The following is a 25,275-nucleotide window of genomic DNA, read 5'->3' on the forward strand; positions in this document are numbered from 1 at the left end:
AATCGGTGATCTACCGCCGCATCCCCCGTTCGGACCCCGCCCTTGTCGCCCGCGCCGCCAGGTTCGGCGTTGCCGACCTGCATGAGGGGCTGGGAGAGATCGCCGGGCGCATGGGACTGATGAGCCCGGCCATGGTGCCCATCGCCCCCGGCCAGAAGCTCTGTGGGCCTGCCGTCACCGCCTGGAACTTTCCCGGCGACAACCTTGGCATCCACGCCGCACTCTGGGTGGCGGAGGCGGGCGACGTCCTGGTGCTCACCAACGGCGGCGGCCATCAGGGCGCGCTTTGGGGCGACGTGGCCTGTACTTACGCAAAGCGCAAGGGGCTGGCCGGCACAGTCGTTCACGGCGCCATGCGCGACGTCGATGCGATCCGCGATCTTGGCTACCCGGTCTGGTCGACCGCCGTCTCCGTGGAGCATCCCAAGAAGCGCGGCCCCGCCGCCGTCAACGTGCCGGTGGTGGCCGATGGCGTGCGGGTGGAGCCCGGCGATCTGGTGGTTGGCGATGCCGACGGCGTGCTCGTGATCCCGCGCGCCCTGATCGAGCAGACCGTCGCCAGGGCCGAAACGCGCGCCGCTGCCGAAGTCGAATTCCGCCGCCGCATCGGCGAAGGCGAAGTGCTGTTCGAAATCCTGGGAATGGACCGGATCGTCGCCGACCTGGGCATCGAGATTCACGACCGCAGCTACGACGACGATAACTAGAGCTGTGCCTGGGGAGGCCGGGGTCGACCGAAGCCGGAAGGTAACTTTCGACTTCGGTCGCATCCTCTTTCCGGTGAAACCCGCCCAGCCACGATCGCAGGGAGAAGTGCAATGACGGCAAAGCAGATGCATCTGGTCAGCTTTCAGATCCATTCGCCGATCAATCACACCGTGCTAAGTTGGGCCGCGCCCGGCGACAACCGGCTCGACGCCATGGCCGACCTGAAAGCATGGCAGGATCTTGTCCGCACGCTGGAGCGCGGCAAGTTCGACGGCCTGTTCTTCGCCGACACCCCCGGTGTGTTCGACCGCTATCGCGACAGCCATGAGGATGCGGTGAAGTACGGCATCTGCTGGCCGAACCACGATCCGGTGGTGCTGCTATCCGCCCTTGCCGCCGCCACCGAGCATCTCGGCCTGGCCGCCACGATGTCCACCAGTTCGTATCGCCCGTGGTCGATCGTGCGCCAGCTTTCGACGCTGGACTACCTTTCCGGCGGGCGCGTGGGCTGGAACATCGTCACCGGCCACTTGCGCGGCGAACACCGCGCGCTGGGCCTTGAACAGCTGGAGCACGACCGGCGCTACGAAGCCGCCGACGAGTACATGGATATCTGCTATCGCCTGTGGGATTCGATCGGCGAAGGCGCGGTGCTGGCGGACCGCGAAGCGGGGGTCTATGCCGATCCGTCGAAAGTGCAGTTCGTCGATTTCCAGGGCGAATTCCACAAGTGCCAGACGGTCGGCCCCGTCCTCCCATCACCCCAGAAGCGGCCCGTGCTGTTTCAGGCAGGCACCTCAGGACGGGGCCTCCGCTTCGGGATCGAGCATGGCGACGTGGTCTTCGCGATCCAGCCCAACCTGCCCGGCATGCAGCGCTATATGGGCCAACTGCGCGAAACCTCCGCCAGCCTGGGCCGCAAAGCACCCGGCGTGCTGTTCGGGGTGCAACCCATTCTCGGCGGCACCGAGGAGGAGGCCCAGCGCCATCTGGACGACCTGATCGAACGCCTGCCGCTCGACGGCTGCCTGGCGCGCCTTTCGGGGACCATGGGCGTCGACTTCTCCGGCATCGAGCTGGACCAGCCGATGCAGGAGCAGGCGACGCAGGCTTCGCAGGGGCTGATGAAGGCATTTACTTCGGTGCTGGGGGACCGGCCCTTCACCTTGCGCGAAGTGGCGGTGAAATGGGGCCTTGCGGTCGGCATGCCGCAGATCGTCGGCACGCCCGAGCAAGTGGCGGACAAGCTGGAGCAGATCTGGCGCGAAACCGGCTGCCACGGCTACAACCTGACGCCCACGGTGATGGCCTCTTCCGTCACTAACTTCGTCGATGAAGTGGTGCCGATCCTGCAAAGGCGCGGCGTGTTCAGGACCGAGTACGAAGGCACCACTTTCGCGGCCAACCTCGGCCTCACGTGATGGCGATAGAGGACAGGGCCCACAATATCGCCCAGCTTCGCGTCCTCGCCCGGCGGCGGCTGCCGCGCGCGATCTGGGAATTCATGGAGCGCGGGACCGAGGACGACCTGCTGATCGGTCGCAATCCGGCGGCGCTGCAAGCGCTCCACCTCGTGCCGCGCGCGCTGCGGGACGTTTCTGCGCGCTCTGCCGAGATCACGCTGTTCGGCCGCCGCCAGCCCCTGCCGCTGGTGATCGCGCCCACGGGCATTGCCGACCTGATGTGGCATCACGGCGAACGCGCCATCGCCTCCGCCGCCGCCGCCGCGGGCATTCCCTTCACGCAGACGACCAGTTCCACCACCAGCTTTGCCGATATCGCCAAGGTCGCGACTGCCGGGCACTGGATGCAGATGTACCTGTGGGAACGGCGCGACCTCTCCTGGCAGGTGGTCGAGGCTGCGCGCGAAAACGGCGCCGACGTGCTGGTGCTGACGATCGACACCCCCGTCTGGCCCTTGCGCGAATTCAACCGCCGCGCGGGCATGTCCAACCCGATCCGCCCCAATGCCCGCCTTGTCGGTGATTTCCTGCGCCGTCCGCGCTGGCTGGCCGGGGTGATGGGCCGCTACATGCTGGAAGGGGGCTTGCCGCAGTTCGCGAACTACCCCGCCGAAGTGGGCGGGAAAGTCACCGGCAAAGTGGCGCGCGTCGCCAATTCGGCCTCGGTGGACTGGAGGGACGTGGACGAATTGCGCCGCCGCTGGTCCGGCAAGCTGGTGGTGAAAGGCCTGCTCCACCCGGACGACGCCCGGCGCGCTCTCGACCATGGGGTGGACGGCATTGCCGTCTCCAACCACGGCGGGCGCAACTTCGATTCCTCTCCGCCCGCGATCCACGCGCTTCCCGCGATCGTCGATGCCGTCGCGGGCCGGACGACCGTCCTGTTCGACAGCGGCGTGCGGCGCGGAGCGGACGTGCTGAAGGCGATCGCGTTGGGCGCGGACGCCGTAATGATCGGCCGCGCCACGCTCTACGGCTGTGCCGCCGGCGGAGAGGCCGGTGCGGCGCACGCACTTCGCCTGCTGGAGAACGAGATCAATGTAGCGATGGCCATGCTGGGGATTACCCGGCTGGGCGAATTGGACCGCACTTTCCTCCTGCCCGTGGCGGAGGCTATGCAGGTGCGGACATGACCATCCCGACGCCCTCATCTGCCGCCAGCCAGCGCATTGCCGATATTCTGGCCGAGCGCATCCTGTCCGGCGATCTAGCCCCCGGCGCGCGGATCAAGCAGGACGAACTGGCCGTCGAACTGGACACGAGCCGCATTCCAGTGCGCGACGCGCTGCGGATGCTGGAGGCACGCGGGCTGGTGGTCATGCGCCCCAATGCCGGCGCCCGCGTCGCCAGCCTGACGATGCGCGACCTTGAGATTTCCTACGAAATCCGTGAGCGGATAGAGCCTCTGCTGCTTGCCGAAAGCATGCCGCGCCTGACGGAGGCGGACTTTGCCGACCTGAAGGCAGTGATGGAGCGCAACGAGCAAGTCACCGACATTGACGAGGCGATCGCGCTGGGCCGGGAATTCCACTGGATCACCTATCGTCGGCACGAAGCACCGCTGCTGGCCCAGATGGTGGAGCGCGTATGGGACACCACGCAGAGCTATCGCCGCGCCTTTCTGACCAAGACCCTACCCAGCGGCGACAGGACCCATGATGTAGAGCACCAGCTTCTGTTCGATGCCATTATCAAGGGCGAGATCGAGACGGCCCAGGCCGTCCTGGTCATGCACATCCGCCGCACCCGTATCGCGCTGCAAAGATCAGGCAGGACCAACGCGCCGGGATCTTAGAGTCCGTCTGGAAATTCGCTGAAAGCGAATTTCGCGGCACCGGCCCCCCGTGTTTCTCAGGCGCCCCCACCCTACCACCCAACGGTATTATCCTGCGGGTGGTAGGGTGGGGGCGCGGGCCGGTGCCGCTCTGAAAATGCCTTCACGGGCATTTTCCAAACAGGCTCTGAAGCGTGCCCGCGTCGGCCGTCAGCCGTGCAGGAGAAGATCGCCGATCGAGGCATCGAAATGGTCGGTCATGGCGGCAGCCGCGCCTTCGGGATCGCGATCCGCGATGGCCCGGGCGATACGGTAATGAAGGGTAAGGATCGCCGCCTTTTCGGCTTCGGTCTGCCGGGTCTCCCAGGCGCGCGGGACGGCGAACTCCATCTGCGGTTCGAACGAGCGGACGATCTGCATGAACAGGAAATTGCCCGAAGCCGCCGCGATGATCTGATGGAAGGCGGTGTCGAAGGCAGTGATTTGCTCCATGTCGCCATTGGCGCGGGCCATGGATTCGGAAAGTGACAGGATCTGATCGGCTTGGAAGTCGCTGCGCTTTTCGGCCGCGAGTGCGGCGATGCGCACTTCCACCGTCCGTCGCACGTCCCACACTTCGGCCACGCTGATCTGCGAGGTCGCCACGGCATGATCCAGCGACGTGCCGATCACCGAACCGTCGATCGCCCCCACCCGAGGACGACGGCCGTTGCCCACATCGATAAGCCGCAAGGCCGCAAGCGCTCCGAAAGCCTCCCGCATGACCGCGCGGCTGACGCCGAGATCGGCGGCGAACTGCCCCTCGCCGGGTAGCGTATCGCCCACTTTCAGGTCGTTCGAACGGATATGGCCACGCACGGCCTGCACCGCCTGCTCGACCAGCGAACCGCCTCCTTCCACCGTCCGCCGCTCCATCGATCGTATCGTCACGCGGCCATTCTCCCTGCGCGATAGAAGGTCGGCGCCTGCCCGAACTTGCGGGCGAAGGCGCGGGTGAAGCTGGCATTGTTGAGATAGCCGCAGCGATATCCGATCGATGAAACCGGAAGGTCAGTGGAGAGCAGCATCTGCCCGGCCCTGCACAATCGCTGCTCGGCAATGGCATCGGCGACGCTGCAATCGAACAGCTTGCGGAAACCGCTCGTGAGCTTGGCGCGGTTCAGCCCGGAAGCGCGCGCGATCATGTCGAGCGTCAGCTTTTCGGACCAGCGCTCGTCGATGATCCGGCGTGCGGCGAGCAAGCGACGCTTATCGGTGCTGGACAGCATGCGGCACTGGCTGACCGGCGTGAGTTCGCCCCGTCCATGCGCCTGCAGGATATCGCAGAGCAATTCGATGCTCTTGGCAAGACGATAAGGGGTGCCGGCCGTCTCAGGCAGGTTGCAGTCGCGAATGGCGAGGGCGATCGTGCGCAGAGCGGGGGAAAGCTGGTGACAGGCTCCGTCGTCGGGCAGTGCCGCGCCGCCGAGGATGCGCTCGCACGCTTCGCGGGACACCAGCAGGACAAGCCGCTCCTGCATGTCGGCATCAAGCGCCGCGCCGTCCGGCCGGGCATGATAACGCAACGTTGCCGCAATGCCCTCCGCGTCGAAGACGATCACGAAGGCGATCGGCGCGACAGGTACGGCAAGTTCGCGCAAGGATGGCGCAGCGCCGCGGCCGACCAGACTGATCATTTCCGGCGATACCTCGATCGCGGTCATAAGGGTGCCCTTGTTCATCGCCCCCTCCTCTCCTGCGCGTAGAATAACCTATCTGACAGCTTATTCAACAGCTATCATATAGGTTGCGCCGTAGCAGAAAGGGGCGCCCGGCGCATGGCCTGGAAGAACGCCACGACCGACACCAGGCCCACGATAGTCCCCACGATCGCCAGGCCCTGCCCGAGATGGCTCTCACCGCCGAGCACGCCGCTGACCCAGGCAACGAGCGAGGGCGCCACGCCGAAGCCGACCAGGCCGGCAAGCGCGATGAAGGCGCCGATGCACAGGCCGCGCAGTTCGTTGGGAATCAGCACGGTCAAGGCCACGGACGTGACCAGCCCGGTGATCGTTCCGCAGAGCATCAGCAGGCCGACCGCGACGGCGAACAGCGGGATACTCGGCGCGATCGGAAACAGCGCTGCCGGCACGCCCCCCGCCGCCGCCAGCACGGCCCCGATCAGTAGCCCGCCCCGGCGCCCGGTCTTCTGGCCGAGATCGGCCGCCAGTCCGCCGAGGATCGACCCCACCACGCCTGCCGAGAAAATCAGTGCTCCCATCCATCCCGCGAAGGCTTCCGGCGCCAGTCCGTAGCTGCGCGACAGGACCGGCGAGGCCCAGATGCTTGCGGCGGCGTCGGCCATGACCACGCTGACCTGTCCGATGAAAAGCGGGATCAGGAAAGCGCGCCTTGTCCAGAGTTCGGACACGACCGTCCGGAACGGGGCATGGATGCTCGCTTCGACCTCACGGCGCTCGGGTTCGCGAAGGGCGAGCAGCGGCAGGATCAGGCAAAGGCTGATCGCGGCGAGAAGAACATGGGTTCCACGCCACGGGGACAGCCCAAGAGTGAAAGCGCCCGCTACCGAGGCAGGCGCATGGATCAGGGCCCCCAGCAACCACCCTGCCAGCGCGAAGGCGCCCGCCTGCCCCAGGCACTTGCCCATGGTAACCACCAGCATCGCGCGTCCCCGCTGCTCGGGTGCGCAAAGATCGGCGGTCAGCGAGAGCGCACAGGTCAGCGCCCCGGTGGTGCCGATGCCCGCCATCATCCGCGCAAGGAACAGCACCGGCAAGGTCTGCGCAAAGGCGGTAAGCAGGGTTCCGGCGGTCCAGACCAGCCCGAGCGCCAGCAAGAGACGAACACGATTGCGGCGGTCCACGAGCACGCCGATGGGGATCGAGAACACCACCAGCGGCAAGGCAGCCGAAACGCCCTGCACCAGGCCCAGCGCATGATCGCTGAGCCCCAATTCCGCCTTGGCGCCTTCCTGCACCATGCTGAAGGAGCCCATCATCGTGAACCCGCCGGCCATGGCAAGCGCGAGGATGAGCAACGGCATCAGCCGGCTACGAAACGAGGACACCGCACGCGGGCGTTCAAGAGTGAGGCTGGTCATGGGTAGAATCCTGATGTGATGCCGGTTTGCCTCTAGCGGGCAAGGACGACCGGCCGTTTCCGCCCGAGGCGCAAATCTTCTCGCGCGATTTCAGGCGGAAAACGCGAAGATCTTGCCCGGATTGAACAGGTCCTGCGGATCGAGCGCGCGCTTGATGAGGCGCATCATCTCCACCGCGTCGCCCAGTTCCGCGAGCAGCCAGTCCTGCTTGCCCAGGCCGATCCCGTGCTCGCCCGTGCAGGTACCGTCCATCGCCAGCGCCCGTTCGACGAGCCGGGCGTTGATGGCCTCCACCTCCTCCATTTCCGCCGGTGCATTCGGATCCAGCGAGAAGACAACATGGAAATTCCCATCGCCGACATGGCCCAGGATCGTGCCGGGCACGCTCGCGGCTTCGAGGTCTTGCTTGGTCTGGGTGATGCATTCGGCCAGGCGGCTGATCGGCACGCAGACGTCGGTCGCCCAGCCGACCGCGCCGGGGCGCATGTTGACCGCGGCGTAATAGGCCTCGTGCCGCGCCTTCCAGAGCTTCGAACGCTCTTCGGGCAGGTTCGACCAGCGGAACGCGCTGCCGCCGTTCATGTCGGCTATCTCGCGCACGGTCTCGACCTGCTCCTCGACATAGCGGCTCGACCCGTGGAACTCGAAGAACAGCGTGGTCAGTTCCGGATAGTCCAGCTTCGACCAGCGGTTCACCGCCCTCATCTGCGCATCGTCCAGGATCTCCACCCGTGCCAACGGAACGCCGATCTGGATCGACTGGACGACGGTGTCGACGGCGCCCTCCAGCGTTTCGAAGCTGCATACGGCCGAGGAGATCGCCTCGGGAATGGCGTGGAGCCGCAAGGTCACCTCGGTGATGATGCCCAGGGTGCCCTCGCTGCCGATCATCAGGCGGGTGAGATCATAGCCCGCCGCAGACTTGCGTGCCCGCCGCGAGGTGCGGATGTCGCGCCCGTCCGGCGTGACCACGCGCAGCGACAGGATCGCCTCGCGCATCGTGCCGTAGCGCACGGCGTTGGTGCCCGAGGCGCGCGTCGCTGCCATGCCGCCGATCGTGGCATTGGCGCCGGGATCGATGGGGAAGAACAGGCCCTGGTCGCGCAAGTGCTCGTTCAGCTGCTCGCGCCGGACGCCGGCCTGCACCGTGCAGTCGAAATCCTCGGCATTGACGGCGAGGATCGCGTCCATCTGGCCGAGGTCCACCGTGACGCCGCCGCAGACCGGCAAGGCATTGCCTTCGATCGACGTGCCCGCGCCATAGGCGACGATCGGCACCCCGGCTGCGGTACAGAGCTTCACCAACTCGACGACATCCTCGGTGGAGCGGGCAAAGACCACCGCATCCGGCAGCGCGGGCTCGAAGTGCGCCTCGCTCTGCCCGTGCTGGCTGCGGACGGCTTCGCCGGTCGCCACGCGTTCGCCGAATGCGGCCTGGAGACTGTCGAGGAAGCCTTCCGGTAAGGGCTTGCGGGGCGGATGTTGAGGAGAAGCGCCCATCGGATCAGAACCGGAAGCTTGCGCGCACGCCGTAGCGCCGCAGATCGCCGATGATGCCGAGATCCGATGCGGGTAGCCCCGCCAGTGCCAGCGTGGTCTTCTCGATGTAGGAGTCGAAATACTTCTTGTTGAACAGGTTGTTGCCGAACACGGCCAGCTCTATCCCGTTTTCCAGTCGGTAGGTGATCGAGCCGTTGACCAGGACGTAGCTCTTGAGGATCGTCGCCGTCGTCTCGTTGAGGCTGGCGGCGGAGCGGCTGCCCTTGCCGTTGACACTGGCGTTGAAAGTCAGGCTGTCGGACCCGAGCGGCACGACATAGTCGCTGGAAAGGTTGAACATCCAGTCCGGCTGGAAGGTCAGGCGATCGGTCGCCAGTGTGCGGCCGGTGACGGCGGTATACTGAGAGGAATCGGTGAGGCGCGCATGCATGTAGGTGGCGCCGCCCGAGAGCGTCCATTGCTCCACCGGCCTGTAGCTGAATTCCAGCTCCGCGCCGTAGCTTTCGACGTCACCCGAATTGAGATCGACGGTGACGAGGCCGCCGGTGGAGGACGGCGCGATCGAATTGAGGCCGATGTAATCGCTGTAGTCGTTGTAGAAGATGTCACCCGAAAGCGTGAAGCTGCGGTCGGCCGAAACATACTTCGTACCCACCTCGTAGGTCCAGGCGGAGTCGCCCTTGTACTTGCGGACGGGTGCCGTAACCGCGTTGAACCCGCCGCCGCGATAGCCCCGCGCTACCGACGCGTAAGTCATCAGTTCCGGCGTCCAGTGGCGCGTCACGGAAAGGCGAGGCTCCACCTGGTCCGACTTGAGGCCGACACTGCCTGCCCCGCCCGCGTTGATGGCGCCGCTGGCGGACCGGTCCTCATGATCATAGCGCAGGCCCAGCGCGACTTCCCAGTCCGGATTGGGCTTCCAGAACACCGTGCCGAAAACCGCGTAAGTATCGGCCTTGGTCCGGTTGCTGGCATTGTTGGTGATGCCGAAGGGGACGATCAGCGTCGATTGGTTCGACCGGGTATCCTCACGGCTGTAGAACAGGCCGAACAGAGTGGAGAGCTGGTCGTTCAGCTTGGTGTCGAAGCGCAGTTCCACCGTCTTGGTGCGCAGGCTGTCGCTGGATGCCTGACGCACGATGTTGAGCGGGCCGAAGTCGCCGTCGGTATCGGGTGCGCTGCTGTTGCGGGCATCGTAGGCGGCCTGGAGCGTCACGGTGGTGGCGATGGCCTCGATCGGCGTCTCCACCTTCGCGTTCACGCCGCGATACTTGTAGGTCGTGGTCCCAAGCGTGTTGAACTGGTTGCTGCGCGAATAGTCGGTGGGCCCGGTGACGCGGGCATAGGGGACATTGGTGCCCTTCACCCAGTCGTAGTAGCCGTTGACCACCAGCGTCAGATCCTCGGTGGGCGTGGCGCGGATCGTGGCGCTGACCGAGTCCGTGTTGAACTTGTTCGACTTGCCGCCGATCGTCGTATTGTTGATGAACCCGTCCTGCTGGCGGTGCGAGGCGCCGACGCGGACCGCCAGCTTGTCGGTCACGATCGGCGCGGAGACCGAGCCAGAGACCAGCCAGGAATCGTCCGGCCCGGCATAGCTCGCCTGCCCGCGCGCTTCGAATTCGTTGCCGGGCTGGCGCGTGATCACGTTGATCGCGCCGCCCAGCGTGTTCTTGCCGTAGAGCGTACCCTGCGGCCCGCGCAGCACTTCGATCCGCTCCACGTCGAGCAGCGGGTTGTTGAGATAGGCGGTGTTCGGGCGGTAGATACCGTCCACGAACAGGCCGACGCCGGGTTGGACCGACTGCACCAGCGTGACGCCGACACCGCGGATCGAGACGAAAGCGCGCCCGGCGCCGTCGCTGCTGATATTGAGACCCGGCGTGAGGACCGCAGCCTCGCGCACCGAATTGATGTTCCGCCGGGCCAGGGTGTCGCCGGAAACCGCCGTCACGGCAACCGGCACATCCAGCAGCGTCTCGGTGCGCTTGCGGGCGGTGACGACGATTTCGGGAGCGGCATTTTCGGACGCCGAAGCCGGCGCCCTGCCCTGCTGAGCGGCGTCCTGTTGTGCGCCGTCCTGCTGCGCAATGGCCGGTGAAGCAGCCAGAGCCAGGCACGATACCCCGACAGACAGGCAAATCCTGAGACGCATAGATCCTCCCTCGCTACCGCTTGCCGAGGTCCGTGCCTGGCAAGTCGGCCAATCAACCTATAAGACAGGTCTAACCTATCGGAAAGGTTCTTGGGGAGTCTGTTCGAATATGCCGATCGGCGCAAACAATTGGCTGATTGGCATTCGGAACGATACTTACCAGCAGGTATAGCCGCCATCGGCCAGCACGATGCTGCCGGTCATCAGGCTGGCGGCATCCGAGGCGAGGAAAGCCACGACCGAAGCCACTTCCTCCGGTTCACCCAACCGGGCCATGGGCGTGGAATCGATCCAGCGCCGGTACATCTCGCCCTGCTTGTCCGCGAATTCGTTGAGCGGGGTGCGGATATAGGTGGGCGCGACCGCATTCACCCTCACGCTCCGATCCGCCCATTCCGCGGCAAGGCTGCGGGTAAGCTGGTGGACGGCAGCCTTGGACGCATTGTAATAGCTCTGCGCCTGGGGCCGGTTGACGATGAAGCCGCTCATCGAGCCCACGTTCACGACGCTGCCTCTGCCGGCTTCCAGCATATGACGCCCGAAAGCGCGGGCGCACCAGAACGTGCCGTTGAGATTGACGTCGATCACGTTGAGCCAGTGCTCGTCCGCCACCGCCTCGGCAGGCGTCTCGCTGCGCGCGATCCCGGCATTGTTCACGAGCACGTCGATCGCCCCGAGTTCGTCGGCCACCTGCCGGACACGGGCTGAGTCGGTAACATCCATGACGCGTCCGTCGCAGTCATGGCCCTTGCTGCGCATAGCCTTGCGCGCTGCCTCAAGGGCGTCTTGCGACAGGTCCGCGATGATGACGCGCGCGCCCATCTCGGCCAGGGCCTCGACACAGGCCAGCCCGATTCCGCTCGCCCCTCCGGTGACGAGCGCGCGGCGGCCGTCCAGTTTCAATCGGTCCAGATACATAGCGGGCAAGTCCTTCAGGGCAGGAACGGCGCGATCGGAAACGGCGGTTCCAGGATCGCTTCGCCGCGCTCCAGCTGGAAAACGGCGCGATTGTCACGGGTGAATTCGGGCCATGGCAGGCTGCCGTCGCGGGCGAAGTCCACCCAGATACGGTGAACGCGATCGGCCAGCTCCTGCGGCGGCGCTTCCCCGCAAAGACCCTCGGGGCCGGTCGTGGTCGCCAGTGAGTCGAAGACGAACGGCAATTCCATGGCATGGGCCGCGCCCAGCCCGCCGAACAGGGGCGAGCGCCACTCGAACTCGTACATATGCGTGCGCCCCTTGTGCTCCTCGGCAAAACGCCGGGCAGGCCAACGGAACACGAGATCGTGCGCGGCATCGGTGAAGGCATGGCCGGGCTTCATGCCCTTCCGGCCCATCCCGTAAGCCTTGAGCAGCTTGCGCGCACGCGGATGGACGCGGTGGATCACGTGAGTCGCCAGCAGCCGCCCGATCTTCTCGCGCAGGCCGGTCGGCACGAAATAGAGGTTCATCTCCTCGGCATTGGTGCCGATCAGCAGATCGATCTCCGCCCCGGCCCCCGCCTTGAGCGCATCGAGCGGTTTCATCGGCAGCACATCGTCGCCATGCACCGGAACAAAACGACTGATGCCGAACACCGGCTCATGCCCTTCGGCGTCGCGCAGATCGATCCTTGTGGTGGGCTGGCCGATCTTCTCCACCGCCTCCAGAAGCGCCGGGCCGGGCTCGACGCCGCGATATCCCGCAGCGTCCGGCGTGATCCGCAGCAGCTTCGCCAGCTTGCGGACCAGCCTTTGCGCCACGTCGATGTCGCGCGTCATGCGGCCGTGCCCGCTCTGGACGATGGCGCGGCGGAACAGACCCTTGGCCAGCGGCGAGGCGATCAGGTCGGCAATCGCCATGGCTCCGGCGGACTCTCCGAAGACGGTCACATTACCCGGATCGCCGCCGAACGCCACGGCATTGCATCGTATCCATTCGAGCGCGAACAGCATGTCGCGCAGGCCGAGATTGGTGGGAACGCCCGGAATCGGCAGGAAGCCGTCCACGCCCAGACGGTAGTTGATCGCAATGAAGACGATGCCGTCGCGCGCGAAGCTGCCGCCATCCTGAACCGGCACGTCCTTGCTGCCGACGACGAAACCTCCGCCATGGATGAACACCATGACCGGGCGGCGGCCGCCCTCGCCGAGAGCCTGCGTCGGCGCGCAGATGTCGAGCGTCAGATAGTCGTCACCCGGCCGCCAGCCATGTCCCACCAGCGCGGCAGCGTCGAGGCCGGGTACCGCCTTGACCGTTTGCGGCGCATTGGGGCCGGGATCTAGTGCATCGCGAACGCCGTCCCAGGGTGCCGGGTCGCGCGGCTCGGCAAAGCGGGCGCTTCCCACGGGCGGAGCGGCATAGGGAACGCCTCTGTATCGGACGACCTCCCCTTCGACGACGCCCCGTATAGCTCCCGCAGTCGTTCGGACGATCACGCTTTTCGCACTCCCTTGCCGCTACCCTCTGTCCAACGAGGATAGCGGCTTGAGGTTCGCAGCCCATGTGCTTTGCTATGCAGATCGGCGCAATTCGATTGCCGTCCGACGCCTTCAGCCTACCGGAGCAGGCGCAGCCCGTTCCACCAGCATCAGCGCGTCGAGGGCGATGGCGCCCTGGCCGAGAGGGTGCAGGATCACCGGGTTGAGGTCTATCTCCGCAAGCGAAGGCTCCGCCGCCAGGATCGCACCCACTTGCGAGACCAACCGCGCCAGTGCCGGAACGTCCAGCGCGGGCGCGCCGCGATAGCCTGCGAGCAGCGGCGCGCTTTTCAGCTGCATCAGTTCCGCCTCGATCTGCTCCACCGGCATGTCCGGCGTGAACAGGCGCACGTCCTGAAGGATTTCCGCGGTGACGCCGCCGAACCCGGCAAGGACCACCGGCCCCCAATCGGGATCGTTGCGGCCGCCGACGATCATCTCCAGCCCGCGCGCGCCCATCTTCTCGATGAGAACGCCCTCCAGCACGAGTGCGGCATCGTAGGCGCCCACATTGGCGTGGATCCGCTCCCAGGCCTCGGCAACCGCAGCAGCATCGGCAAGGTTCAGGATCACGCCGCCGGCGTCACTCTTGTGCCCCAGGGCCACCGCCTGCGCCTTCATCGCCACGGGATAGCCCAAGGCCTCGGCTGCAGAAACCGCCGCATCGGCACTATCCGCGAAACGTCCGGCAGGAAAGCTGAAGCCCAGCGGCCCGAGCAGTTCCTTGGATCGATATTCCGCAACGACGCCGTGATGGTCGGCAAGGCCAGGCACCGGCAAAGCGGCGGTGTCCGCAGTCGCGAGATCGCGGCTCGCCAGCGCGCCAAGCCGGGCCATGGCACGGAACGCGCGTTCGGTGCTGGGGAAGCAGGGAATGCCCTTGTCTCGCAGGGCGGCAATGTGCTCGGGCGGGATCGGCGCGCCTTCGTCGAGCCCGGCGAAGACCAGCGGCTTGTCGATCGTCCGGTCTTCCAGCGCCGCCATGATCGCAGGCACCTTGATCGCGCAAGTCACCGGATCGGTCTGGATGATGCCCGCGATCACCCCGCCGACCCGCGGATCGTCGAGCAGGGCGGCCAAGGTATTCGTGTAGATCTCAGGCTGGCTGAGACCCTGCGCAGTGATGTCCAGCGGATTGCTGACCGGAACGAAGGGCGGAAGCACGGCGCGCAGGGCGGGCGAATCCGCATCGTTCAGAGGAGCCAGGACGATACCCTGCTCCTCGGCCAGATCCAGGGTCAAGGCCTTGAATGCGCCGGATTCGCCAAGCACCGCCAAGCTCTCCTGGCCGAGCGCGGGCGCGCGCAGCAGGATCTCGGTGATGTCGCCAAGCTCCTCCAGCGTTTCCGCGAAGACCACCCCGGCCCGCTCCACCTTGCGGCGCATGAGCTTATAGTCGCCGGCCATGGCCCCGGTGTGGGTGGCAGCCGATTCGCGCGCGGCGCTGGACTTGCCCGGGTGCAGCAGCACCACCTGCTTGCCAGCCGCCCGCGCACGGCGCGCGGCGGCCAGGAAGCGCGCCGGACGGCGGAACTGCTCCACGATCATGGCGATGACCCGGGTATTCTCCTCATCCACCAGCCAGTCGACATAGTCCTCCACGCCGCTCGCCGCTTCGTTTCCGGTCGAAACCGAATAGCTGATCGCCAGGTCGCGCGCCTGGAACGTTGTGCAGAGCACCGCCGCCATCGCCCCCGATTGCGAGACTACCGCCACCGCGCGGCGGCCTTCGGGCGCTATCGTATCGGTTTCCACGAAAGTCAGCGGAATGCCGTCCACGTGGTTGACGAGGCCGAGACAGTTCGGCCCCTCGATCACCATGCCGTGCTCGGCGGCGATGCGGGCGATCTCCGCCTGCTGGGCCTTGCCCTCTTCTCCGCCTTCGGCAAAGCCCGCCGAGAAGATGATCGCGGCCCCGCACTTGCGCGCGGCAAGCCCCCGCACCGCGTCCAGCACGCCCGCCTGCGGGATCGCCAGCACGGCAACGTCCACGCCACCGGGAAGATCGTCCACCGAGGCGAGGCACTTGCGAAAGCCGATCGCATCACGTTTGGGGTTGATGGGATAGACCTCGCCCGCGAACTCGTTGCGGTCGAGATTGCCGAGCACCGAGGCGCCAAGCGCCCCGGGCTTGTCGCTGGCGCCCACCACCGCGACCGAACGCGGCCGCAGTAGGCGCGCGACGGCGTCCCTGGCAAGGGTTGTATCGTTCATCGCTGCCTCTCCCAAGGTCAGGCGCTCAGCGCGCCTTGTTCAGATCGTAGGCGCCGAGACCGGGCTTGTAGGTCTTGTCGTCAATGAACTGGCGCGTGGCTTCCTTGCGGCCTTCCGCATCGTAGAAGTTCGCCGCTTCCTGCGTGCGGACGAGGTAGTCCATCGCGTTGTCGAAGGTCATTTCGCTGACACGGCGGATCGCCCACTTGGTGCCGCGCAGCGCGACCGGGTTCTTGCCGAGCAGCACGGTGGCCACTTCGGTGACGCGTTCCCTGAGCTTGTCCGCAGGAACCGCCTCGTTGACGAGGCCCCATTCGGCAGCCTTCCGGCCGTCGATATTCTCGCCCATCATCGCGTGATACATCGCGTTGCGGAAGCCCGTCAGCTCGACGATGATCTTGCTGGCACCGCCGCCGGGCAGGATGCCCCAGTTGATCTCGGAAAGGCCGAACTGGGCGTCTTCCGCCGCCACGGCCAAGTCGCAGCCGAACAGCGGGCCATAGGCGCCGCCGAAGCACCAGCCGTTGATCATGGCGATCGTCGGCTTTTCATACCAGCGCAGGCGCTCCCACCAGCCATAGGCCTCGCGCTGGGCCTTGCGGACGTGGCCAAGGCCCTTTTCCTCATTCTCGCGGAAGTATTCCTTGAGGTCCATGCCGGCCGAGAATGCCGTGCCTTCGCCGGTCACCACCAGAACCCCCACGTCCTCGCGGAATTCCAGTTCATCGAGCACTTCCTTCATGCGGCGATTGAGGCTGGGGCTCATGCAGTTGCGCTTCTCGGGCCGATTGAACGAAACCCAGGCGATACGATTTTCCACGGTGTACGAGACGGTATCGTGTTCAGTGCGCTCTTGCATGGCTATCCTCTTTCCTTGATTGCTGTAATTCATAACAAACGAATTGTTATCGTCAATAGCATAATCATGTGAGGAACCATGACCGATCTTCTGGGGCAATTGCCCGGCTATGCGCTTCGCCGCGCCGCCAATGCCGTGATGGGTGAACTGGGAGACATCCTGGCCGATCAGGGCTTTCGCGTCACCGAGGCCGCCGTGCTGCTGCTGGTGCAGGATCGCTCGGACCTGACGAGCAGCCAGATCGGCAAGACGCTGGATATCCAGCGCGCCAACATGGTCCCCCTTCTCAACCGGCTGGAAGCGGCAGGCTGGATCCATCGCGAGCCGCTCGACGGCAAGTCGCTGGCGATCGTCCTCACCGCCGAGGGAGGCGAAAAAGTGGCCGAACTTGCCGAAGGGATCAAGGCGTTCGAGCAAAAGCTGCTCGAACGCGTACCCGCCGAACATCGCGACCATCTGCTGCCGGCGCTGAATGCTATCTGGCGCTGAGATGCTGTTTGGAAAATGCCCGAGGGGGCATTTTCGTTGCGGCACCGGCCCGCGCCCCCACCCTACCACCCAACGGTAGTATCCTGCGGGTGGTAGGGTGGGGGCGCGGGCCGGTGCCGCGAAAATCGCTTTCAGCGAATTTCAAAACGGACTCCAAGCAGCTTCAGGGAGCCGCCGTCTGCTCTCCGCCTGTTGCCGGAAGGGCAACCTCTATCTCGACGCGGCGGTTCTTCGAGCGGCCCTCCGGATCGTCGCTGCCGTCGAGCTTGCGGTTGGGCGCGATCGGACGGGCTTCGCCGAGGGCGATGACGGTCATGCGTTCCGCCTTCACGCCCTTACCTGCCAGGTAGTCGCGCGCCGCTTCGGCGCGGCGACGGGACGCAGCGAGATTTTCCGCGTCTGACCCACGGGAATCGCTGTGCCCCCAGATGGTGATCTGGCCACCGGCCTGAAACGTCGGATTTTCGAGCAAACCATCGATCAGACCGCGTCCGGCGGCATCGGGCTTGGCGCCTTTCGCCGGGTAGGGAACGACCAGATGGAACCGTTCGAGAGGCGGCGCCTCGCTTGGCCCGACATCGACATCCGCACGGATGATCGACTTCTTCGGTTCCTGCACCGGCTCATCCGGTACCTCGCTGGCCACTACGTCCGGCGTCGCCGTTTCGCTTACCGCCGCTCGATCGCCTTTTTCGCTGTCCCCCTGCGTTTGCTGACAGCCTCCGAGGGCTGCCAGCAGGAGCAAGGATGCCGTAATCGGCGTGCTGTTGTTCATGCTATCGCCTCCCTGTTCTCGGAATCGTTACGACCGGGCTCCGGCTCCGGGCGCCGGGGCGGGCCGTAGGAAATGACGGTGTCGCCGGGTTGGGGCATCGGGCGAGAGGCGTGGGTGAAGAACAGGATCCTGCCGTCCTTGCGAAGCACGAACAGCATGTCGGCCTCGTCCGGCAGGGTCGCCTGCGCGTCTGCGAAATCGAACTGTTCGCTGATGCGCGTCTTGCGGAAGGTCCAGCCGGCACTTTCGTGCTCGGCGATTTCCTGAACCCCGATGCCGGATGCGAACATCGCGCGTCCACGCAGTGCCTCGGGCAGGCTGCGATGGTCCTCGTCATCCCCCATGCCGCCTAGCTGATAAACGGCGTCCCTGCCGATATCCGGCGCGAACTCGCTGCAGACGAGCGCATTGTAAGCCTCGTTGTCGGTGGTGGCGGCGAGAACCTGGAACTGCGCCAGATCCAGGCGTTCCTCGGTCGATTCCGCCAGGATCTCGCCATGATAGGTGGCGATGCCGGCCTGCCGGGCCACGGAAAGGCGCTGCCAGCTCGTGTCCGCGATCATCACCGGCACGTCCAGTTGCCGCAATTGATTGGCTAGGGACAGGCTCCACGAAGTGCTGCCCACGATCAGCAGGCCCTTCTTGCGGGCGCCCGTGACTTTCAGCCAGCGCGCCACATAGCGGATGCTGAACCCATGCGCGACGATCGTGGCAACGACGACCGAGAAGGATAGCGTCACGAGAATGCTGCCGTCGCCGTAGCCGAGTTGATCGAGCCGAAGCGCGAACAGGCCCGACATCGCCACCGCGACGACACCGCGCGGCGCGATCCAGGCCACCAGCAGGCGTTCGTTCCAGGGGATCTTGCTGAAGGCCAGGCTGAGCAGCACCGTGGCCGGGCGCACCAGGAACAGCAGCGCCAGAAGGTAGGCGATGAAGCGCCACTCGAAATGGCGCAGCACGGTGAAGTCGAGCGATGCGGAAAGCAGCACGAACACGCCGGAGATCAGCAGAACGGTGACGTTCTCCTTGAACGGGTGGATGTCCCGCAGCGAATCCAGGCGCATGTTGGCGATGGCGACGCCCATCACGGTCACGGCCAGAAGGCCGGTCTCCTGCTGGATCAGGTTCGAAACCACGAAAGTGCTGATAACCGCGACGAGGAGAACCGGCGCCTTGAGGTATTCCGGAACGTGGCCGCGCGGGAAAGCCCAGGCGATCGCGCGCGCCGCGCCATAGCCGATGAGGCCAGCGACGACCGCGGCCGCCAGGAGCGCCGCTACCACAGAGAGCAAGGTGCCGCCGTCACCTACGCGGCGCAGATATTCGTAAGTGATGACGGCGCAGAGCGCACCGAAGGGATCGTTGACGATCGCTTCCCACTTGAGGATCGCCCGTGGCCGAGGGGCGATATTGCTTTGGCGCAGCAGGGGTATGACCACCGTTGGGCCCGTCACTACGAGGATGCCCGCGAACAGGATCGCCACCGGCCAAACCAGTCCGGCGATGTAATAGCAGGCCAGCGTGCCGAGCACCCAGCCCAGCGGAATGCCCACGACCATCAGGCGCGTCACCGCCCCTTCGGTCTTTCTAAGCTCGCGGAAATTGAGGCTGAGCCCTCCTTCGAAAAGGATGAGCGCAACCGCCACGGAGATCATCGGCTCCAGCAGGTCTCCAAAGGTATGTTCGGGAACCACGAGGCCGGTGACGGGGCCTGCAATGACACCGGCTGCGAGCATGAGGGCGATGGCTGGCCAGCCGGTACGCCACGCAATCCATTGCGCGCCCGTACCCAGAATGCCGATCAGCGCGAAGACAAGGGCTTGCTGCTGCATAACGAAGGGGCATAACCGTCTCGGACCCGGAAGGTAACCGCCCACGCCGAATTTTCCCAAATTTGCTCGTTTCATTCCTTCGATTATGGCCGCCTGAGCGGGTGGACATGCCCGGCGAAGGGCGGCAATAGGGCTGAAATCCCCCACCCTCTCCCGCTGCCCAAAGAGAGACCTGCCCCGTGATCAGCCTGAGCCGCCTGTTGCCACGACGTGTCCGCGTGGCGCTGCGCCGTCATGGGCCGGAAGCGCTGGTCTGGCGGCGCCGGGTCGCCATCGTCGGCGGCGCCATCCTGGTCGGCCTGGTGGCGCTGGTTTTCGCGGAACTTGCGGACGAGGCTACCGCCCTGTTCCTCCAGTTCGCAAATCGCTGGTGGTGGGTGCCGCTGATTGCCACACCGGCGGGATTTGCCGCGATCGCCTGGCTCACCCTGCGTTTCGCTCCGCTGGCGAAGGGATCAGGGATACCGCAGGTGATGGCGGCGACGAGGAACCCGGAAGGCTCGCTTTCGACGCTGGTTTCCCTGCGCGTGGCGCTGGCCAAGTTCTTCCTGACGATCGGCGGCCTTCTCGTCGGTGCGTCGGTCGGGCGTGAGGGGCCGACCGTCCAGATCGCCGCAGCCATCATGGGCCGCATGCATCGCATGCTGCGCGTCCCCTTGCGCTCGTCGGTCTATATCGCAGGCGGCGCGGCCGGCGTTGCAGCCGCCTTCAATACGCCGTTGGCAGGCGTGGCTTTCGCCATCGAGGAACTGGCAGCGGCCTATGAGCAGCGCATGACGCTGCTCGTCATGGCGGCCGTGCTGATCGCGGGCATGGTCAGCCTGGGGATCGCCGGCGACTACATCTATTTCGGCGCGATGCGCCAGACCCTGGGGTTCCAGCAGGCGCTCATCGCCACGCCTGTCGCGGGAATCCTTGGCGGCATCGCCGGCGGTGCATTCTCGCGCCTGATGCTTGCTACCAGCACGACTACGATGCGGCCGATGGCCCGGCTTCGTGCCCGGCCGGTGCTGTTCGCCACGCTTTGCGGCACGATCGTGGCCGTGCTCGGCGTCTCCACCGGCCTGACCTGGGGGACGGGTTACGATACCGCCCATGGCATCATCGCCGGAAAGGACGTGCCGATCTGGTTCGGCGCGGCCAAGTTCGTGACGACCTTGGCAACGGCGGTTTCCGGCATCCCGGGCGGCATCTTTGCCCCCTCGCTCTCGATCGGTGCGGGCATCGGCGATCTTCTTCGCGGGATTTTCCCCGGCTATCCCTCCGGCGCCGTCGTGCTGCTGGGAATGGTCGCCTATTTCACCGGCGTGGTGCGCGCGCCGCTGACGGCGGTCATCATCATCTCGGAAACCACGGCGAGCCGTGGGCTGATGATGCCCCTGCTGGCTTCCGCGCTCATCGGCGACTTCGCGGCCCAGTTCGTGTGCAAGGAAAAGCTCTACCACGGCCTGTCGCAGAGGTTCCTGGCTAAGTCCTAATCCGATCAGGCGCCGTTCATCGCGCCGTGCTAGCTTTTGGTGCTTCTCGCCAAAGGATCGCCGATGCTGATCATGAACGCGCCCGACCTTGCCGACCGCGATGTGACCGATCACGGTCTCTATCTGAAGCGGCGGCAGTTCATCGCCGGTGTCGCCGGGCTCGGTCTTGCGGCATGTGGTCAAAGCAGCCCGGCATCGGCGGCGGCGCTCCGGTTCAGGCCCAACCGCATGCCCATCGACGAGGCCAAAACGCCTCTCGACGATGTGACCGGCTATAACAACTTCTACGAATTCGGGACCGGCAAGGAAGATCCGGCGAAATATGCGGGCATGATGCGCACCCGCCCCTGGACGGTCGTCATAGACGGCTTGTGCGATCGGCCCGGCCGCTATGGGATAGATGACCTCATCAAGCGTTTTCCGCTGGAGGAGCGGATCTATCGCATGCGCTGTGTAGAGGCCTGGTCGATGGTGATCCCTTGGGTGGGTTTTCCGCTGGCCAGCCTCATCAAGGCGGTCGGCCCCAAGAGCGGCGCGAAGTTCGTCGCTTTCGAAACGCTGCGCGATCCCCGCCAGATGCCGGGGCAGCGAGGCTCGGTGATCCAGTGGCCCTATCGCGAGGCCCTTCGGCTGGACGAGGCGCTCCATCCGCTGGCGCTGCTGGCGGTGGGGCTCTACGGCCAGACCCTGCCGAACCAGAACGGTGCGCCGATCCGGCTGGTGCTTCCCTGGAAATACGGGTTCAAGGGCATCAAATCGATCGTGCGCATCCGCTTCACCGATCGGCGCCCGCAAACCAGCTGGCAGATGATGGCCCCGCGCGAATACGGCTTCTACGGCAATGTAAACCCCGCCGTCGATCACCCGCGCTGGTCGCAGGCCAAGGAACGGCGCATCGGCGAATTCTTTCGCCGCAAGACCTTGCCGTTCAACGGCTATGCCGAGCAGGTGGCCGGCCTCTATCGCGGGCTCGACCCGCGCCAGCTCTACTGATGGCGCAGGCAAGGCGGGCGGTCTGGCTGCGACTGGAATCCGCGTTCGTCTGGCTCCTGTGCGCAGCGCCGCTGGCCTTGATCCTCTGGTGGGGCTTCACGGGCGATCTCACCGCCAACCCGGTCGAATTTGTCTTGCGCGAACTGGGGGTTTGGGGCCTGCGCTTCCTGTGCCTGACGTTGGCCGTGACGCTATTGGCCAGATATGCCGGGATGCCGCGACTTATGCGCTTTCGGCGGCGCATCGGCCTATGGGCCTTCGCCTATGTCACGCTTCATCTTCTTACTTACGTGGCTGTTGCTCACGAGTTCGACTGGGCGGAAATAGCTACCGATATCGCCAAACGCCCGTACATCACGATCGGCATGGGCGCCTTTGCACTGCTGGTGCCGCTTGCCGTGACATCGGCCAATGCCGTGCGCCGCAAGATGACGCCGCGCGCATGGCGACGGCTGCACCGCTCCGTCTACCTGATCGCCGCGATGGGCGTGGTCCATTATTTCCTGCTCGTGAAGGCCGATACCAGCAGCCCCCTGCTCTACGGCGGGATCGTGGCTGTCCTGCTGGCCGCGCGGTTGCTTCCCCGGTTCACGCGATCGCGCACCGCTTGAGCGGAAGGGGCGTGCCGACAGATTCCCGCCCCGGCAGTTGACCGGCAGATCGCTTTTCCTCATGCCTATGAGGAAGACTAATTGATTGACTAATCTTCGACTTTCTCCTTATAAAAAATAAATCCAGACAGATAGTCTCGATGGATGATGGGCCGCCGGATCGTAATCCGTAACTCATAAAAATAATCGACACGTTTCAAATCCGCTGACGCCAGTCTTTCAGGCGTCACATTCCGTCGCATGCGAAGGGGATTTTGTGCTGTTGAGCCCGGCTGACCGCCAAACTTCGCACATGATCCGCGCGGCGGGGCTTGTTCTCGTACCATTGCTGGCTCTTTCCGCCTGTTCGTTCGCCCCTGACTATGTGCAGCCGCCGCTGCCCGTGCCCGAACGCTATGTCAGTAGCGTGGACGGCCGGTCGATCGTAGCGCTGGACTGGAACGCCTTCTTCCGCGAACCGCAGTTGCAGGCCTTGATAACCCAGGCCCTTGCCAACAATCGCGACATTCGCCTGGCCGCGGCCCGAGTGGCAGAGGCGCGCGCGGCGTGGCGGATCGAAGGGTCTGCGCTCTATCCGCAACTGGATGCGGTAGCCGCCGGAACGCGCGGACGTACCCTGGTGACCGGTACCGATCAGTATGCCGACATCAAGCAGGTTTCCGCGCAGCTCAGCGCCAGTTGGGAGATCGACTTCTGGGGCCGCCTGCGCAACTTGCGCGCGGCCGCGCGCGAGCAATATCTCGCCAGCGAGGAATCGCGCCGAGCGGTGGCCACAGATCTCGTCTCGCAGGTCGCCCTGGGCTACCTGCTGGAGCGTGAGTACGAGGAACGCGCCGAACTCGCCCGCCAGTCGATCACCACGCGTGAGGAAACGCTGCGGATCATGCGCCGCCGATATGAGGTGGGATCGGGCAACAAGCTGGACATGGCGCAATCGCAAGTGCTGCTGGCTCAGGCGCAGACAACGCTGGACGCGCTCGAACAGGAGCGGGCCGTCAACCGCAATGCGCTGGCCCTGCTGGTGGGGGCGCCGGTGGAGATCGCGCCGGGGTCGCTGGGGCTGACCGGCGATTTCCCGGATTTCACGTTGCCGACCGGGCTTCCGTCCGAACTTCTGGTCAATCGTCCCGACATCGTCGCCGCCGAACACCAGTTGCGCGCGGCCGATGCCAATATCGGGGCGGCCCGCGCGGCGTTCTTCCCCAACATCAGCCTGACCGGCGCGTTCGGCACGTCCAGCTCCGATCTCGACGGACTGCTGGGAGGCGGCAACCAGGCCTGGAACTTCGCGCCCCAGATCGTCATGCCGCTGTTCAATGCCGGCCGGCTCAAGGGCAATCTGCAAGTGGCCGAGGCTCGCCGCGACCAGGCGGTAGCCAGCTACGAGAAGGCCATCCAGTCCGCCTTCCGCGACGTGTCCGACGCGCTGGTCCGCCGCCGGCAACTGGCCAGGCAGATCGTCACCACCCGCGCGCTGGTAGGCGCACAGCGCGAGCGTGCGCGGCTGGCGCAATTGCGTTTCGACAACGGGCGCTCGACCTATCTTGAGGTTCTGGACGCCCAGCGGGATCTTTTCGATGCCGAACAGGCGCTTGTCCAGCTGCGCCGCGCGGAGCTGGCAAGCGTTGTCTCGCTCTATTCCGCGCTGGGCGGAGGCTTTCCGATAGAACGGCCGTTCGGGCCGCCCGCCACCGATACTCCTGCCGCAACGCCGGCCAGCCAAGAGGGGCAGTGACGATGAACAAGACCTGGATCGTCAGGGGGCTGATCGTCGCGGCGGTGCTGGCGTTGGCCTTCGCGCTCTACAAATTGCTCACGCCTGCGGGGCTGCCCGAAGGCATCGTGGGCGGCAACGGGCGGCTGGAGGCCACCGAGATCGACATTGCCAGCAAGTCCGCCGGGCGCATTCGCAATATCGTCGTGGATGAGGGGCAGACGGTGAAGGCGGGCGATGTGATCGCACACATGGATGTCGATGTGCTCACCGCCCAGAAGACCGAGGCGGAGGCGCAGATGGCGGAGGCGCAGAACGCGGTGCTGGTCTCGCAGACCCAGGTGGCGCAGCGCCAGGCGGAAAAGGCCGCTGCCGAGGCCGTGGTTCGCCAGCGGCTGGCCGAACTCAACGCCTCGCGCAAACGGCTCGGCCGCTCCGACACGCTTTCCCGCGAAGGCGCCACTTCGGCGCAGGAGCGGGATGACGATGCCGCGCAAGTGGAGGGCGCATCCGCCGCTGTGCAGGCGGCGCGGGCTCAGGTCGCCTCTGCCGAAGTGGCGGTAACCAATGCGCGCAATCAGGTGATCGGCTCCTCGTCCCGCGTGGAGGCGACCCGCGCCACGATCCAGCGGATAGAGGCCGATATCAACGATGCCACCCTGCGCACCCCGCGCGATGGCCGCGTGCAGTTCCGCATCGCGCAACCCGGCGAAGTGGTGAGCGGCGGCGGCCGCGTGGTCAGTCTGGTCGATCTGACGGACGTGACGATGACCTTCTTCCTCCCTGCCACGGCGGCCGGTCGGCTGGGCATCGGCAGCGAGGCGCGTATCGTGCTGGATGCCCTGCCCGATACGCCGATCCCCGCGCGGATAAGCTTCGTGGCCGATGTCGCGCAGTTCACGCCGAAGACTGTGGAGACGCAGAGCGAGCGCGAGAAGATGATGTTCCGCGTGCGCGCCCGCATCGATCCGGCATTGCTGCGCCGCTACATGAGCCTGGTGAAGACCGGCCTGCCCGGCATGGCCTATGTGAAGATCGACCCCAAGACGGAATGGCCGCCGGAGCTGCAATTGCGGGGCGCCCTGATCGATCAGCGGAAAGGCCGTTGAGAGAAAGGGCGTGACCATGCCCTCCCCCCTCTCTCCCGC

General features: G+C 65.6%; 21 protein-coding genes. 10 read left to right on the forward strand and 11 right to left on the reverse strand.

Features of this window, described 5'->3' with window-relative positions; genetic code table 11:
• From ACI3K3_RS21865 to ACI3K3_RS21880, 4 genes are all read left to right on the forward strand, one after another.
• Nucleotides 1–707 (forward strand): RraA family protein (locus tag ACI3K3_RS21865; RefSeq protein ID WP_404917578.1); only part of this gene is annotated, 707 nt, incomplete at its 5' end.
• Between the two features lie 111 nt (nt 708–818).
• Entirely contained in the window at nt 819–2,129 is a 1,311-nt protein-coding gene (locus tag ACI3K3_RS21870; protein WP_404917580.1) for an NtaA/DmoA family FMN-dependent monooxygenase, read from the forward strand.
• Nucleotides 2,129–3,304, forward strand: coding sequence for an alpha-hydroxy-acid oxidizing protein (locus tag ACI3K3_RS21875; protein WP_404917616.1), 1,176 nt, complete (start codon nt 2,129–2,131; stop codon nt 3,302–3,304). The genes ACI3K3_RS21870 and ACI3K3_RS21875 overlap by 1 nt, the downstream gene beginning before the upstream one ends.
• On the forward strand, nt 3,301–3,966 hold the full coding sequence (locus ACI3K3_RS21880) for a GntR family transcriptional regulator (protein ID WP_404917582.1): 666 nt from the start codon (nt 3,301–3,303) through the stop codon (nt 3,964–3,966). Before ACI3K3_RS21875 ends, ACI3K3_RS21880 begins: the two co-directional genes overlap by 4 nt.
• Before the next feature lie 189 nt (nt 3,967–4,155).
• Here ACI3K3_RS21880 and ACI3K3_RS21885 read toward each other — a convergent pair whose 3' ends face one another.
• The 9 genes from ACI3K3_RS21885 to ACI3K3_RS21925 form a co-directional block, all read right to left on the reverse strand.
• Nucleotides 4,156–4,875: a FadR/GntR family transcriptional regulator gene (locus ACI3K3_RS21885; RefSeq protein WP_404917584.1), complete on the reverse strand. Its 720-nt coding sequence runs from the start codon at nt 4,873–4,875 to the stop codon at nt 4,156–4,158.
• On the reverse strand, nt 4,872–5,666 hold the full coding sequence (locus ACI3K3_RS21890) for a helix-turn-helix domain-containing protein (RefSeq protein ID WP_404917586.1): 795 nt from the start codon (nt 5,664–5,666) through the stop codon (nt 4,872–4,874). Before ACI3K3_RS21890 ends, ACI3K3_RS21885 begins: the two co-directional genes overlap by 4 nt.
• A 56-nt stretch (nt 5,667–5,722) precedes the next feature.
• Entirely contained in the window at nt 5,723–7,045 is a 1,323-nt protein-coding gene (locus ACI3K3_RS21895) for an MFS transporter (protein ID WP_404917588.1), read from the reverse strand.
• Nucleotides 7,046–7,135: 90 nt separating this feature from the next.
• Entirely contained in the window at nt 7,136–8,545 is a 1,410-nt protein-coding gene (locus ACI3K3_RS21900) for an FAD-binding oxidoreductase (protein WP_404917590.1), read from the reverse strand.
• A gap of 4 nt (nt 8,546–8,549) precedes the next feature.
• Complete coding sequence (locus ACI3K3_RS21905; protein ID WP_404917592.1) at nt 8,550–10,700, reverse strand: TonB-dependent receptor; 2,151 nt, start codon at nt 10,698–10,700, stop codon at nt 8,550–8,552.
• Nucleotides 10,701–10,856: 156 nt separating this feature from the next.
• On the reverse strand, nt 10,857–11,618 hold the full coding sequence (locus ACI3K3_RS21910) for an SDR family NAD(P)-dependent oxidoreductase (RefSeq protein ID WP_404917594.1): 762 nt from the start codon (nt 11,616–11,618) through the stop codon (nt 10,857–10,859).
• A gap of 14 nt (nt 11,619–11,632) precedes the next feature.
• Entirely contained in the window at nt 11,633–13,117 is a 1,485-nt protein-coding gene (locus ACI3K3_RS21915) for a carboxylesterase/lipase family protein (RefSeq protein ID WP_404917596.1), read from the reverse strand.
• 114 nt (nt 13,118–13,231) lie between these two features.
• A complete protein-coding gene (locus tag ACI3K3_RS21920; protein ID WP_404917598.1) occupies nt 13,232–15,373 on the reverse strand; it encodes an acetate--CoA ligase family protein in 2,142 nt (713 codons plus the stop codon).
• A gap of 25 nt (nt 15,374–15,398) precedes the next feature.
• Nucleotides 15,399–16,232, reverse strand: coding sequence for a p-hydroxycinnamoyl CoA hydratase/lyase (locus ACI3K3_RS21925; RefSeq protein ID WP_404917600.1), 834 nt, complete (start codon nt 16,230–16,232; stop codon nt 15,399–15,401).
• A gap of 78 nt (nt 16,233–16,310) precedes the next feature.
• Here ACI3K3_RS21925 and ACI3K3_RS21930 point away from each other — a divergent pair, with 78 nt between their 5' ends.
• Nucleotides 16,311–16,721, forward strand: coding sequence for a MarR family winged helix-turn-helix transcriptional regulator (locus ACI3K3_RS21930; RefSeq protein WP_404917602.1), 411 nt, complete (start codon nt 16,311–16,313; stop codon nt 16,719–16,721).
• Nucleotides 16,722–16,884: 163 nt separating this feature from the next.
• On the opposite strand, the gene ACI3K3_RS21935 is transcribed toward ACI3K3_RS21930, so the two are convergent.
• Together ACI3K3_RS21935 and ACI3K3_RS21940 are read right to left on the reverse strand one after the other, a co-directional pair.
• Nucleotides 16,885–17,496 (reverse strand): OmpA family protein, encoded by a 612-nt coding sequence (locus ACI3K3_RS21935; protein ID WP_404917604.1) that lies wholly within the window; start codon nt 17,494–17,496, stop codon nt 16,885–16,887.
• Nucleotides 17,493–19,331 (reverse strand): cation:proton antiporter, encoded by a 1,839-nt coding sequence (locus ACI3K3_RS21940; protein ID WP_404917606.1) that lies wholly within the window; start codon nt 19,329–19,331, stop codon nt 17,493–17,495. Before ACI3K3_RS21940 ends, ACI3K3_RS21935 begins: the two co-directional genes overlap by 4 nt.
• 188 nt (nt 19,332–19,519) lie before the next feature.
• On the opposite strand from ACI3K3_RS21940, the gene ACI3K3_RS21945 reads away from it, so the two are divergent.
• The 5 genes from ACI3K3_RS21945 to ACI3K3_RS21965 all read left to right on the forward strand — a co-directional run bounded on the left by ACI3K3_RS21945 (nt 19,520) and on the right by ACI3K3_RS21965 (nt 25,236).
• Nucleotides 19,520–20,809 carry a chloride channel protein gene (locus tag ACI3K3_RS21945; RefSeq protein ID WP_404917618.1) on the forward strand — a complete coding sequence of 430 codons (1,290 nt, stop codon included), beginning with the start codon at nt 19,520–19,522 and terminating at the stop codon, nt 20,807–20,809.
• A 63-nt stretch (nt 20,810–20,872) separates the two neighbouring features.
• A complete protein-coding gene (gene msrP, locus ACI3K3_RS21950) occupies nt 20,873–21,802 on the forward strand; it encodes a protein-methionine-sulfoxide reductase catalytic subunit MsrP (RefSeq protein WP_404917608.1) in 930 nt (309 codons plus the stop codon).
• Nucleotides 21,802–22,413, forward strand: coding sequence for a sulfite oxidase heme-binding subunit YedZ (locus ACI3K3_RS21955; RefSeq protein WP_404917610.1), 612 nt, complete (start codon nt 21,802–21,804; stop codon nt 22,411–22,413). Before msrP ends, ACI3K3_RS21955 begins: the two co-directional genes overlap by 1 nt.
• A 262-nt stretch (nt 22,414–22,675) precedes the next feature.
• Complete coding sequence (locus tag ACI3K3_RS21960; protein ID WP_404917612.1) at nt 22,676–24,148, forward strand: efflux transporter outer membrane subunit; 1,473 nt, start codon at nt 22,676–22,678, stop codon at nt 24,146–24,148.
• Between the two features lie 2 nt (nt 24,149–24,150).
• Nucleotides 24,151–25,236: an HlyD family secretion protein gene (locus tag ACI3K3_RS21965; protein WP_404917614.1), complete on the forward strand. Its 1,086-nt coding sequence runs from the start codon at nt 24,151–24,153 to the stop codon at nt 25,234–25,236.
• Nucleotides 25,237–25,275: the final 39 nt, after the last annotated feature.

The sequence above is a fragment of the Novosphingobium sp. ZW T3_23 genome, assembly GCF_044987305.1.
Classification (GTDB): domain Bacteria; phylum Pseudomonadota; class Alphaproteobacteria; order Sphingomonadales; family Sphingomonadaceae; genus Novosphingobium.